This is a genomic window from Pseudomonas sp. NPDC089395, from assembly GCF_044749525.1.
In the GTDB taxonomy this organism is placed as follows: Bacteria; Pseudomonadota; Gammaproteobacteria; order Pseudomonadales; family Pseudomonadaceae; genus Aquipseudomonas.
In genome coordinates this window covers 67,165-80,011 of sequence record NZ_JBIVID010000018.1, presented here as the reverse complement: position 1 = coordinate 80,011, position 12,847 = coordinate 67,165, and the positions used below count along the sequence as shown (strand labels likewise).

Here is a 12,847-nt window from a genome sequence, read left to right as displayed (position 1 = left end):
TACGGGGATCGGTTCATCAGGCCGACCTGGTAAAATCAGGGCCTGCCTAGCGGCAGGCCCTTACCGGCCCGCACACAAAAAAACTGACAGTCCCGCACTGCAAAAATATTGCAGTACAGCCGCATTTTTTTGAATTGGCCCAAGCCCACCCCCTCCCGGCACAATCCCCTTCAAGAAACCCTGCGGTTTCCATCTCTCCACGGACGGAGCCCCTTCCAGGGCCCAGGCCAATTTGGCTGGGCTTTCTTTTAAATCAAAAAAATACCCATACGATCACTTAAATGTCTGCCTCGCGTTCCGAAAGTCGTCTGCAGCGGCTGTTGCCTGCGCCCCTGAACATCCCCCCCAAACAATGGTTGCGCGCCGGTATCGGTGCGTTGCTCGGCCTGTTCCTGGCCGGCTGGCTGACCAGCCTGGCCTACGGGCCCAGCATCGCCTTGCACTTGCTCGGCCCGCTGGCCGCTTCGGCGGTACTGGTGTTTGCCGTGCATTCCGGGCCGCTGGCCCAGCCCTGGTCGGTGCTCGGCAGCTATGCCCTGGCCGGCGCGGTGGGCCTGGCCATGCGCGAGGGCTTCGGCGCCGAGCTGTGGGTCGCCGCGGTGGCCCTGGGTCTCTCGCTGCTGGTGATGTGCCTGTTGCGCTGCCTGCACCCACCAGGAGGCGGTGTGGCGGTCAGTGCGGTACTGGCCGACTCGGGGCTGACAGCCATGGGCGACCACTTGCTTGAGCCGGTGCTGCTCAATGCGCTGATCCTGGTGGCGGTAGCGGTGCTGTATAACCGCCTGACTGGCGTGCACTACCCCAAAGGTAAGGCCCCGCGCAAAGACCTGCACCACACCCACGACCCGCTGCCCAGCGAGCGGGTCGGCATCCGCAGTGCGGACCTGGATCAGGCCCTGGAAGAGTTGGGCGAATTCGTCGACGTCACCCGCGACGAGCTGGAACGCATCATTCTGGCCACCGAGCAGCACGCCCTGCAGCGCAGCCTCGGTGGCATCACCGCCGCCTCGGTGATGTCCCGCGATGTGCAGTTCGCCGGCCCCGACACCACCCTGGAGCAGGCCTGGAAGATGCTCACCAGCCACCACCTGAAAACCTTGCCCGTGCTGAAGCAGGGCAAGCTGGTGGGCATCGTCAGCCTCAGCGACCTGGTCGGCCCGGCTATGCAACGGGGGCAGTTCAGCTGGCGTGGCCTGTTCGGTCGCAAGGCGGTGCGCATGGGGCAGGTGATGAGCCGACATGTCGTCAGTGTCAGCAGCCAGCACCCGCTTGAACGCCTGTTGCCGCTGTTGTGCGAGCAAGGCCTGCATTGCCTGCCGGTGCTCGACGGCGAGCAGCTGGTGGGCGTGATTACCCAGACCGACCTGATCGCCGGCCTCAAGCGTCAGTTGCTCAGTGCCGCCGACCGCGTTTCAGATCACCGGGTCCCAGCGTTGTGACCAATCGCTGGCGCCGGCCTCCACCAGCCGGCGCAACACCGCGAAGGCCTGCTGCAAGGCTTCGCTGTCACGCTCGCGCGGGTACACCAGGTAGGTCGGGTAGGTGAATTCCGGCGCCTGTGGTACCCGCTCGAACACCCCGCTGTCCAGGTAGGCCTGCACCACGCGGGTACGGAAATAGCCACTGCCACCCTGGTCGAGGATGAACTGCAGGGCCAGCGGCCCGAGATTGAAGCTCAGCGCCGGGCGGGCGCAGTCGGGCAGGGCGGCATCGTGCTGGCGACGGAAGGCCTCGCCCCAGTCGATGTAGATGTACGGTTCGGGCCGATCGACCCGGCGCACGCGGATCAGTTTCTCCTCCATCAACTGCTCTACCTGCAGGCCCGGCCCGTAGGTCGGTTGATACACCAGTACCGCGTCCAGCAGGCCCATCTCCACTTTGCGCAACAACGACTCGCCATCGCTCACCTCGCTGCGGATCGCGTGGCTGGGCAACTCGCGGTGCAAGGCGCTGACCCAGTCGAGCAGCATCGGGTTGCCCAGGCTCACCTCGCTGCCCACATGCAGCACCTGCTGGCAGCCTTGGGGCAGCGGCAGGTCGCGCCGCGCCGCCTCCCAGGTCTGCACCAGCTGGTTGGCATAACTGACGAAGGCTTCGCCGTCGCTGGTCAAGCTGGCGCCATTGCGGTTGCGCACGAACAGCTGGCAACCCAGTTGCTGCTCCAGGCGCTGTACCCGGGCGGTAATGGCCGTCTGCGACACGAACAGGCGTTCGGCGGCGGCGACCAGGCTGCCGCAGCGCACGACTTCCAGAAAGGTACGGGCCTGATCGATGTCCATGGGCTGCTCGGTGGGGAAAAGAGTGGCCTATTCTAGAGACTTTGCACCGTTATGGGGCACCTTCGCGCGCCCTGCAAATCTGCATATGGGTTGTGACTTTAGTCCCATGGCGGGCCCGGCGTGGCGGTCCATACTCAATCTTCGCCCCTCAATAACAACAAGTACCGGGTTCTCGTCACCATGACCTACCAGCACAGCTATGACCATTCCATTACCGACCCTGCTGCCTTCTGGGCCGAACAGGCCGACCACCTGGCCTGGTACCGCAAACCGTCCCTGACCCTGCAGGAAAACCCCGACGGCACCCACCGCTGGTTCGCCGACGGGCGCCTGAACAGTTGCTACCTGGCCCTCGACCACCAGATCGAGCAGGGCCGGGGCGAGCAGACGGCGCTGATCTACGACTCGCCGGTGACCGGCGTGCAGCAGTCGTTCACCTATCAGCAGTTGCATGACGAAGTGGCCCGCCTGGCCGGCCTGTTGCGTCAACTTGGCGTGGGCAAGGGCGATGGCGTGATCATCTACATGCCGATGGTGCCGCAGGCGGCCATGGCCATGCTGGCCTGCGCGCGCATCGGCGCGGTGCACTCGGTGGTGTTCGGCGGTTTTGCCGCCAACGAACTGGCCCTGCGCATCGACGATGCACGGCCGACGCTGTTGCTGACGGCGTCTTGCGGCCTGGAGTTCGAGCGGGTGATCGAGTACAAGCCGCTGGTCGACCGCGCCCTGCAACTGGCCCATCACCAGCCGCGCCATGTGCTGGTGCTGCAGCGACCCCAGGCCCGCGCGCAGCTGCAAGCGGGGCGTGACCTGGACTGGCACGAAGCGCTGGCCACTGCCCAGCCGGTGCCGCCGGTGGCGCTGGATGCCGGTGACCCGCTGTACATCATGTACACCTCCGGCACCACCGGCAAACCCAAGGGCATCGTGCGCGAAAACGGCGGTAACGCGGTCGCGCTGTGTTATGCCATGCGCCACATCTATGGCATGCAGGCGGGCGATGTGTGGTGGGGCATTTCCGATGTCGGTTGGGTGGTCGGCCACTCGCTGATCGTCTACGGGCCGCTGATGAGCGGCTGCACCACGGTGTTCTACGAAGGCAAGCCGATTCGCACCCCCGATGCCTCGGCCTATTGGCGAGTGGTCGAACAGTACCGGGTCAATGCGTTGTTCTGCGCGCCGACCGCCATGCGGGCGATTCGCAAGGAAGACCCGGACGGCGAACTGATCCGCCGGCATGACCTGAGCTCGCTGCGCCAGCTGTTCCTGGCGGGGGAGAAGCTTGATTCCAGCACGCACCAATGGCTGGAACGGGTCAGCGGCAAGCCGGTGCACGATCACTGGTGGCAGACCGAGACCGGCTGGCCTGTCACTGCACCCTGCGTGGGCCTGGAGGGCAGTGCGGCGCGGCCGGGGTCGAGCAACCGCGCGGTGCCGGGTTACCACGTACAGGTTCTGGATGACGAGGGGCACCTGCTCGGCCCTGATCACCAGGGCGCCATCGTCATCGCGTTGCCGTTGCCACCGGGGTGCAGCCAGACCCTATGGGGCGATCACGAACGCTACCTGCAGGCTTACCTGCGCACCTACCCGGGCTACTACCATACCGGCGATGGCGGCTACCTGGATGACGAGGGTTTCGTCTACATCATGGGGCGTACCGATGACGTGATAAACGTTTCCGGGCATCGCCTGTCCACGGGCGAGATGGAGGACCTGGTGGCCCGCCACCCGGCCGTGGCCGAGTGTGCGGTGATTGGCGTGCATGACGAGATCAAGGGGCAGGTGCCACTGGCCCTGGTGGTGCTCAAGGATGGTGAGGGCATTACCGAAGCGCAGTTGCTGGTGGAACTGGTGGGCAGGGTGCGCGAGGAGATCGGGGCGCTGGCGTGTTTCAATCGGGTGCGGTTGGTGAAGCGGCTGCCCAAGACGCGCTCCGGGAAAATCTTGCGGGCGGTGCTGCGCAAGATTGCCGATGGGGAGGCGTATGTGCCGCCTTCTACGTTGGATGATGTGGCGGTGTTGGGGGAGATAGAGGCGGTGTTGGCGGATTTGCCACGGGCGGGTTGATGGGGTGACCTGGTGGGGCCCCATCGCGGATAAATCCGCTCCTACAGGCACAGCGCTGTCATCACTTGCGGCGCAGTACTTGTAGGAGCGGATTTATCCGCGATGAGGCCCGTCCAGTCACTACAAACCTAAACCCCGACTTGATGCAGCTGCCCCAACCGGCTTCGAGTGCGCATCAGGTCGGCCAGCGGCCCACCCAGACTTTCTTCCAGCGGCCGCCGCCCGATCACCGTCACCTGCCGGTCCTGGTCATACAGCACATCCACCAGGTTGACGAACCGCTGCTGCGCCGCCAGCGTGCATTCCGACAGATCGTCCAGCCCTTCGATGATCCACTCATCGTACTGCCTGGCCAGCACCAGGTAGTCGATCACCGCCGTGGCCTTCTCGCACAAATCGTCAAAGGCGAACACCACCCGCCGCCCCTCGATGGCCAGCGCGCGCAAGGGGCGCTTGTTCACTTCCAGCATCACCGGCTGTTGTTCCGGCACCTTCAACGCCTGGCGCTGCTGTGCATCCCCCGGCCACACATAATGCCCTTGGGTAAACCGCTGGTGCTCGCGGTTGGCCGGCAGGCTGCGAAAATCGGTATCGCCATCCACTTCCAGCACCTGCATGCGGCCATTGATCAGGCGGATCACCGGCAGGAAGCGCTCGTGATACAGCGGGTTGGGCAGCAGCCCTTCGGGCGCGTAGTTGGACGTCAGCAGCAAGAAGATGCCGCGCTCGAACAGGGCATTGAACAGCCGCGTCAGCAGCATGGCATCGCCGATGTCGTGTACGTGGAATTCGTCGAAACACAGCACCAGGCAATCGCCTAGCAGTTCATCCAGGGTCGCGCCCAGCGCATCGTCCAGCAGCCGGTGGCGGTGCATGCCCTGGTGCAGGCGGGCAAAGAAGTCATGAAAGTGCAGGCGCTGCTTGGCCTCGATGGGCACGGCCTGGAAGAAGCCGTCGAGCAGCCAGCTCTTGCCACGCCCGACTGAGCCATGCAGGTACAGGCTGCGCGGTTGGCCGCTCGGCAACACGGCAAGCTGCTCGGCCATGCTGTGGATGACCCGGCGCTGGCCATCGCTGAGCTGATAGCCACGGCCGTGCGCCTTGTCTTCGAACCAGCCGAGCAGTTCGCGCTGAGGGGGCGATGCGCCGCTCAGGCGCTGGCCGAGGTGGCGCAGCGGGGAAGGAATCCAGGCAGACAAAAGTGATGCTCCTTGGGCGAAGGCAGGGCAGCGTGCAGCTTGCCCGAGGCAGGCCATTCTGACCAATAGATAAACTGCGGGGCAATGATCGGCTGGCGAGATAGGTTGCCCATACAGGCGTAGGCTAAGGAAAGGCACCGATCAGAGGAGCAGTGGCCATGCCCAGCGATTTCGATCTCGAGCGCTTCGTCGAGGCGCAAAACCGGGTCTATGACCAAGTGATCCAGGAACTCCAGGCCGGGCGCAAGCGCAGCCACTGGATGTGGTACATGTTCCCCCAGCTGGACGGCCTGGGCCACAGCATCATGGCCGAGCGCTATGCGTTGTCCGGCCTCGACGAGGCCCGCGCCTACCTTGGCCATCCCTTGCTGGGGCCGCGCCTTGAGGCCTGCATGACCGCGCTCGTGCAGCACAGCGACAAGAGCGCCCGCGAGATCCTCGGCAGCCCCGACGATCTCAAGTTGCGCTCGTGCCTGACCTTGTTCAGCCAGGTCGCGCCTGACAATCCGCTGTTCCAGCTCGCCCTCGCGCAGTTCTATGCAGGCGAGCCTGACCTGCGCACCCTCGCGCTGCTGGGGCGCTAGTTCAACCCTTGCGTTGCAGTTGGCGCTCGATCATGTACTTCACGGTCAGCCGGCGTTCCTTGAGATGGCGCAGATCGTCGTCCTGGAAGTTGCCCGCCGAGATCGACTCGGCGGCCAGCACCTGGTTGTCGATGTCCATGTATTCGTCGAGCAGGCGGTCGAGGGTCTGGTCTTGCTGTCGGCGTTGCTGGACGATTTCGCGGGGGTAGTGCAAGTCCTGGTACAGGTCGTGGGAAACGGGCATTGGGGCCTCCTTGGTCTTCGCAGTTCGCTTACCTGATTGGAAGGGCGCAATGCGATTGTGTTGGGGCGAGCCGGCGGAAAAACGACGGGTGGTGGGGCCAGCGTGGCCGCGAAACGTGCCAGAGAACACTAACTTGCTGTTTTAAAGCATTTTTTTTGCATGAGGGGGTTCCCAGGTGAAAAGAATGTTGTTAAAGTGCCGCGCATTCCAAGACAACAACCCAGTTGTCGCCAAATTGGAATTGTCTGGGCAGCATCAGCTGCATCCGATACAGGGGCGTCGCCAAGCGGTAAGGCAGCAGGTTTTGATCCTGCCATGCGTTGGTTCGAATCCAGCCGCCCCTGCCATTTTCTCTCGATACAAATACCTATTCTTGATTCAGTGCAGATGACATCGGCGCTGGGTTTTGTCGTTTCTGGCGTTTGTGCTGGCCCTGTCGCCGGCAAGCCGGCTCCCACATTGAAGGCAGCGCGTCCCCTGTGGGAGCCGGCTCGGCGGCGATAGGGCCCGTGCAGGTTCTACAAAACTATCGGTTCACCCGCAGCATCTCATCCAGCGCCCGCGCCAACTCCTCGGCTTGCACCGGTTTCTGCAGCACCAGGCTTTCTGGCATCTCCAGCCCCTGCAACTCGGCATAACCGGTCAAGAGCACCACCGGCAAGCGCGGATGCCGTTCGCGCGCCGCCAGCGCCAGCTGGGCACCGTTGAACTCGGGCATGGCGAAATCGGTCAGCAACAGGTCGATGCTTTCATCCAGCAACGCCAGCGCCTGTTCGCCGTTGTGGGCCTGGCGCACCTGGTAACCGTATTGGCGCAGCACATCGCCGAGCAGGTCGCGTACCAGGTGATCGTCGTCCACCAACAGCACCGTGCGGTCGCGCCCGCTGTCGCCAATCGCCTCGGAAATCGTCGGGGCAATCGGCTCGCTGGCCGCTTCATGCTTCACCGCCGGCAGATACACCGCCACCTGGGTGCCGAGCCCCGGCTGGGTATCGATGCGCACGCCACCCCCTGACTGCTTGGCAAAGCCGAACACCTGGGCCAGCCCAAGGCCCGAGCCCTTGCCGATGTCCTTGGTGGTGAAGAACGGCTCGAACACCTTGGCCAGCACCTCTTCGCTCATGCCGCAGCCGGTGTCGCGAATGCTCAGCATCACGTACTCGCCTGGCTCGGGGTCTTCCGGGCGTTGCGCGCGGGCCTTGATCCGCGTGTTGCGGGTCGACAGGGTCAGTTGGCCACCCTCGGGCATGGCATCGCGGGCGTTGATCGCCAGGTTGAGGATGATCATCTCGGTCTGGGTCGGGTCGGTCAGCGCCTGCCACAAGGCGTGGTCCAGGTCCAGGCGCACGGAAATGTTGCCGCCCAGGGTGCGGCGCAGCAGTTCTTCCAGGCCGCCCAAGGTGCGATTGAGGTTCAGCGGCACCGGCTCCAGGCGCTGGCGCCGGGAGAAGGCGAGCAGTTGCGACGTCAGCTTGGCGCCGCGCTCACCGGCCTCGCGAATATGCGTCAGGCGTGACCGCGCCTTGTCCACGTCAGCCTTGGCCAGGTCGCGCTCCAGGAAGCTGGCGCCCGTGAGGATCACCGTCAGCAGGTTGTTGAAGTCGTGGGCTACACCGGCGGTGAGCTGGCCCACCGCTTCCAGCCGCTGCATCTGCTGCAGCGCGGCTTCGATGCGCTCGCGTTCGGTGATCTGCTCGCGCAGGCGGTCGTTGGCTTCGGCCAGGCCCAGCGCGGTTTCCCGTTCGCTGGTGATGTCCCGGGCCACCACATAGAGCAGGGTGTCTTCCGGCACCACCACCCAGGACAGCCAGCGCAACTGCCCGGTCACGTGGCGGATGCGGCCGACGAAGCGGGCGCTGGTGCGGCCGTGGGCGAGGGCGGCCAGCTCAGCCAGCAGCGATTCCTGATCGGGCTCGGGCAGCAATTGCAGCAGCGAGGCCTGGCTCAGGCGCTCGCGCGAGAAGCCCAGGCTGGCTTCCCAGGCCGGGTTGAGCGCGACCGGGGTGAGGTCCTTGTTGAGCACTGCGAGCAGGTCCTGGGACAGCTCCCAGGCGCGGTCACGCTCGCGGGTGCGGCGCTCCACCCGCTCACCCAGCATTTCATTGAGTTGCTTGAGCGCCTGGGTCGCCTGGCGCTGGGTGTGGATGTCCTGCAGCACGCCGGAAAACCGCGTGCACTGGCCATCGACGAACTGGGCCTGGCCGCTGCTGAGCAGCCAGCGCGGCTCCAACCCGTGGGGCTGGGCGATGCGGAATTCGACACGGTACAGGCCGTCGCTGTCCGGGCGCATGGCCTGTTCCACAGCGTCGCGCACCCGGGGTACGTCGTCCGGGTAGATGCCGGCGTAGAACACCTCCAGGCTCATCTCGGTGTCCACGGGCACACCGAACAGGGTCTTGCAGCGGTCATCCCAGATCAGCAGGTTTTCGTGCGGACGCAAGTCCCAGGTGCCCATGCCCGCGGCGTCGATGGCGATGCGGGCGCGCGCTTCGACATCGGCCAGGGCTTCCTCGGCACGGCGCCGCCGCTGGCGCTCCTGCACCTCGGTCAGGGCGCGGCGCACGGCCTTGGGCAGCAGCGGCAGGTTTTTCTTGAGCACGTAGTCGGTGGCGCCCAGGCGAATCATCTCCACCGCGTGCTCTTCGCCGTAGATGCCGGAAAGGAAGATGAAAGGGGTGTCCGGGGCCAGGCGCTGGGCGATGGCCAGCACATCGGTGCCGGAGGAGCCGGGCAGCACGCAGTCGCAGAGGATCAGGTCGTAGCGGGTGTCGAGCAGGGCATGCTCGGCGGCCTGGTGGTCGAACACCAGCCGCGAACGAATCTGCAACCCGCTGCGCTCCAGGCTCAGCAGTGTCAGCTCGGCGTCCATCGAGCTGTCTTCGACCATCAGCAGTTTCAGCGGCATTGGCAGCATCTTCGCGCGGGCCTCAGTTGCTGCCACGCCTGTTCAGGCGCAGCGAGCCAGGCGGTGGTTCGTTGAGCACGGCCCAGAACACCCCGAGGTCGGAAATGGCAGCGACAAACTCCTTGAATTCCACGGGCTTGACCACGTAGGCGTTGACCCCCAGTTCATAGGCGCGCAGCAAGTCAGGCTCCTCCCGCGAGGAGGTCAGCATCACCGTGGGGATGCTGCGCAGTTCGGCGGTGGCGCGCACTTCCTTGAGCACCTCCAGGCCGTCGACCTTGGGCAGCTTCAGGTCCAGCAGCAGCACCGCCGGGTTGCCGTCGTCGCGTTCGGCATAGGCGTTGCGGCGCAGCAGGTAGTCGAGCGCTTCGGCACCGTCGCGCAGGACGATGACTTCGTTGGCCAACTGGCTGCGCTCCAGGGCCAGGAGCGTCAGCTCCAGGTCCCGGGGGTTGTCTTCTACCAGCAGGATGGGTTTGAGCATGATGGTACGGGTGCCTCAGATAGTCTCGGGATGACGGGGAAGGGTGAAATGAAAACAGGCGCCCTGGCCGACCTGGCCTTCGGCCCAGACCCGGCCGTCGTGGCGCTCGATGATGCGCCTCACGCTCGCCAGGCCGATCCCGGTGCCCTCGAAGTCTTCCATGCGGTGCAGGCGCTGGAACACACCGAACAGCTTGCTGGCGTAGGCCATGTCGAAGCCGACGCCGTTATCGCGAATATAGACCTCGGTTTCCCCCTTGTGCTGGCGCGCGCCGACTTCGATGCGCGCCGGCGCACGGTCACGGGTGTACTTGATGGCGTTGGCCAGCAGGTTGTGCAGGACCAGGTTGATGAAAGCAGGGTCGCCGTACACCTTGGGCAGTGCCGCGATGTCCCACACGACTTGGCGGCCCTCGTAGTCCGGTGCCAGCTCCTGGCGAATGGCTTCGACCAGGGCATTGAGGTCGACATCCGACAGGCGCAACGCCGAACGGCCCATCTGCGAGAAGTTGAGCAGGTTATCCACCAGGCTGCCGGCAAAGCGTGCCGCTTCCTCGATGTGCGTGAGGAAGCGCCGGCCGCGCTCGCCCATGTTCTGACCTTCGATTTCGTCGAGCAGTTCGGTGTAGCCGGCAATATGCCGCAGCGGCGCCCGCAGGTCGTGGGACACGCTGTAGGAAAACGCTTCGAGCTCTTTGTTGGAGCGGCGCAGCTCGTTGCTCAGTTGCGCCAGTTCCTCGGCCTTGCGCAGGACGATGCCGAGCACGGCGCTGCGCAGTTCCATCACGCCTTCGATGATCTGCGGATCCCACGCCTGGCTGAAGCCGCTGACCTGTTCCTGCCAGTGCTCGAAGCTGTGCCGAGGGTTGAGTGCGCCCTGCGGGCCGATCTGTTTGTCTGGTCGACCGGCCCAGTGCACCGTGCGCACCTGCTCCGGGCGGAACCACAGCAGGTAGTGCGAGTGGATCTGCGAGATGGCCACTGCCAGCACGCCGCCGGCATGCACGGTCAGCTCGGGCAGTTCGTCGATGTCACGGGCCAGGTTGTCGCTGTGGAACACTGTTTCGGTGCCGCGTTGGGACAGCCAATGGACCAGTGCATTGACCTGGGCGGCAGGCGGGGTGTGGCCGAACAGGTCGCAGCGCTCGGCGGATATCACTGCCGCGCCATTGGCACCGGCGAAGTCCAGCAGCACCTGGGGCAAGGCGCGCAAGCCGTCGCTGACGCTGTCGTGGTCGGCCATGGACGAGATCATCCGCACGATGTGCTGGCGCAGGTCGAGCAGTTGGCGGGTATGGGCGTGGGACTCGCGCGATTCGATCTGCAGCGACAGCACGCTGGCCAGCAGTTCGCAGGCGGTGCGGGTGCGCAAATCGACCGCGCGGGGTTGCGCGTGGTGGCACGACACCAGGCCCCACAACTGCCCGTCGACCACGATCGACAACGACATCGACGCCAAGGTCCCCATGTTGCGCATGTACTGCAGGTGCACGGGCGATACGCTGCGCAGGGCGGCGAAGCTCAGGTCCAGTGGCTTGCCGGTGCGCGGGTTGGCCGCTGGCAGCAACGGCGAGGCCTGGTAGTTGGCGTCTTCGATCACGCGGATACGGTTGACCCGGTACAACTCGCGGGCCTGGCGCGGGATGTCGGAGGCGGGAAAACACAAGCCCAGGTAGCGCGGGTAGCCGTCGTCGGCCACCTCGGCCAGGACCTGGCCGTTGCCTTCGGCATCGAAGCGGTAGGCCTTCACCCGGCCAAACCCGGTGATGCGCTTGAGCTGTTGCACGGTCTGCTGCAGCAGCGCCTGCAGGTCGCTGGCCGTGTGCAGGCTGCCGACGAACTCGCGCACCAGCGGGTAGTAGTCGCCGTCGTCGGTGAGGTCGGCGGGCAGGCGAACGGGTTCGAATTCGGCGATCAGGACCTGGTCGTGACGGTGGGTCAGCAGGCGCAGTCTGTCGCTGCAGGGCGCGTCCGGGCGCAAGCGCAGATCGCCGAGGTGAAAGGGGAATACCTGGTCATCGGGCAGGCGTTTGAGTTGGGCGCGCAGGTCGAACTGTGCGCTGACCATCTCGGCGAAGCTGCACCCCACCAGCGACCGCGCGGGTATGCCCAGCCAGCGCTCGGCGTTTTCGCTGGCCTGGAGGATGCGCAGGCTCGGTTCGTCAAGTACCAGCATGAAACCGTGTGGCTGGATGCTGCCCGGCACCTGGATAGGTTCCTGGGCGCAGCGTTCCACGGCTTCGGCGAGTAGCTTGTCTGCGGTGCTCAATGAATACGCTCCTGTCATGTTCGTCCTTGCATGGCGCATGCGTCTGATACCAGGGCCGGAAAAGCACCGTAACAGAATGTGCGCCGCTTTTCCGGCCCATGGCCATTGGAGGCGAAGGATGCGCATGGGTTCGCAGAGATCGACAAAATTGTTGGCGCGCCTAGAACTTTGTCGTTATCACAAAAGAATGGCACACAGCCATCACGGGTTTGCCAACCGCTGCTACGCTCAGATTCAGAGGACAAGAACAAGGATTACCCAGTGACGGAACGCTTTGTGGCCGCGCTGTTGGGCCTGTTGTTGAGCGGCTTGGCCGGTGCGGCGGACTTTCTTGTGGAAGTGCGGGTGCAGGTGCAGCGTGGCTGCATGCTGGTCGGCCAGCCGCGCGATGCGGGTGCGCAGGCCCTGGGTCGGATCGACCTGGGGGCCATAGCGCGCCTGGATGGCCCTGGCGCTCCCCTCAGTGGCGTGTTGCTCAACCGCCGCCCGCCGCGTCTGGAGTGCAACCCCGACACGCCCTATCAGGTCCGCATCGACGGGGGGCAGCATGGCGGGGTAGGCGAGTTGCGTTTCCTGGCCAGCGATGACGCCAAGGCTCGGCCGATTCCCTATCGCCTCTTTCGTGACGCGGCCTGGCGCGAGCCGGTGGTCGTCGGGGTGGCCCAAGCCGCCCGTGTACCGGACAGCGGTACTGTCGAGCTGCCGCTCTACGCCCGTATCGACAAATTGGCCTGGGTGCCCCGAGCCGGGCAGTACGCCGACCTGCTCAAAGTCACGGTCACCTGGTAGCGAGGGCACCATGCACAAGGACGTC

The 12,847-nt window shown here is 65.0% G+C and carries 10 protein-coding genes and 1 tRNA gene; 5 read left to right on the top strand and 6 right to left on the bottom strand.

The features are described 5' to 3' along the window. Positions 1-281 precede the first annotated feature (281 nt). Positions 282-1,439 (top strand): HPP family protein, encoded by a 1,158-nt coding sequence (locus tag ACIPZG_RS25555; protein WP_400718091.1) that lies wholly within the window; start codon positions 282-284, stop codon positions 1,437-1,439. Here the strand turns inward: ACIPZG_RS25555 and ACIPZG_RS25550 are convergent. Next, the gene (locus ACIPZG_RS25550) at positions 1,413-2,279 is read right to left on the bottom strand and encodes a LysR family transcriptional regulator (RefSeq protein ID WP_400718089.1); all 867 of its coding nucleotides are present in this window, start codon (positions 2,277-2,279) and stop codon (positions 1,413-1,415) included. The genes ACIPZG_RS25555 and ACIPZG_RS25550 overlap by 27 nt on opposite strands. Positions 2,280-2,459: 180 nt before the next feature. On the opposite strand from ACIPZG_RS25550, the gene ACIPZG_RS25545 reads away from it, so the two are divergent. Further along, positions 2,460-4,349: a propionyl-CoA synthetase gene (locus ACIPZG_RS25545; protein WP_400718087.1), complete on the top strand. Its 1,890-nt coding sequence runs from the start codon at positions 2,460-2,462 to the stop codon at positions 4,347-4,349. Positions 4,350-4,477: 128 nt separating this feature from the next. On the opposite strand, the gene zapE is transcribed toward ACIPZG_RS25545, so the two are convergent. Continuing rightward, positions 4,478-5,548, bottom strand: coding sequence for a cell division protein ZapE (gene zapE, locus ACIPZG_RS25540; RefSeq protein WP_400718085.1), 1,071 nt, complete (start codon positions 5,546-5,548; stop codon positions 4,478-4,480). Between the two features lie 158 nt (positions 5,549-5,706). Here zapE and ACIPZG_RS25535 point away from each other — a divergent pair, with 158 nt between their 5' ends. Beyond that, positions 5,707-6,132 carry a DUF1810 domain-containing protein gene (locus ACIPZG_RS25535; RefSeq protein WP_400718082.1) on the top strand — a complete coding sequence of 142 codons (426 nt, stop codon included), beginning with the start codon at positions 5,707-5,709 and terminating at the stop codon, positions 6,130-6,132. Between the two features lies 1 nt (position 6,133). Here the strand turns inward: ACIPZG_RS25535 and ACIPZG_RS25530 are convergent, their stop codons facing one another. After that, positions 6,134-6,376 (bottom strand): hypothetical protein, encoded by a 243-nt coding sequence (locus ACIPZG_RS25530; protein ID WP_400718080.1) that lies wholly within the window; start codon positions 6,374-6,376, stop codon positions 6,134-6,136. A gap of 272 nt (positions 6,377-6,648) precedes the next feature. Here ACIPZG_RS25530 and ACIPZG_RS25525 point away from each other — a divergent pair. After that, a tRNA-Gln gene (locus ACIPZG_RS25525) sits at positions 6,649-6,723 on the top strand. Positions 6,724-6,902: 179 nt separating this feature from the next. Here ACIPZG_RS25525 and ACIPZG_RS25520 read toward each other — a convergent pair. Genes ACIPZG_RS25520 through ACIPZG_RS25510 form a run of 3 tightly spaced genes read right to left on the bottom strand, consistent with a single transcriptional unit; the run spans position 6,903 to position 12,051 of the window. After that, complete coding sequence (locus tag ACIPZG_RS25520; RefSeq protein WP_400718095.1) at positions 6,903-9,290, bottom strand: response regulator; 2,388 nt, start codon at positions 9,288-9,290, stop codon at positions 6,903-6,905. A 13-nt stretch (positions 9,291-9,303) separates the two neighbouring features. Next, entirely contained in the window at positions 9,304-9,765 is a 462-nt protein-coding gene (locus ACIPZG_RS25515; protein WP_008096020.1) for a response regulator, read from the bottom strand. Positions 9,766-9,780: 15 nt separating this feature from the next. Beyond that, the gene (locus ACIPZG_RS25510) at positions 9,781-12,051 is read right to left on the bottom strand and encodes an ATP-binding protein (RefSeq protein ID WP_400718077.1); all 2,271 of its coding nucleotides are present in this window, start codon (positions 12,049-12,051) and stop codon (positions 9,781-9,783) included. 243 nt (positions 12,052-12,294) lie between these two features. Here ACIPZG_RS25510 and ACIPZG_RS25505 point away from each other — a divergent pair, with 243 nt between their 5' ends. Continuing rightward, positions 12,295-12,822 (top strand): spore coat U domain-containing protein, encoded by a 528-nt coding sequence (locus tag ACIPZG_RS25505; RefSeq protein ID WP_400718075.1) that lies wholly within the window; start codon positions 12,295-12,297, stop codon positions 12,820-12,822. Positions 12,823-12,847: the final 25 nt, after the last annotated feature.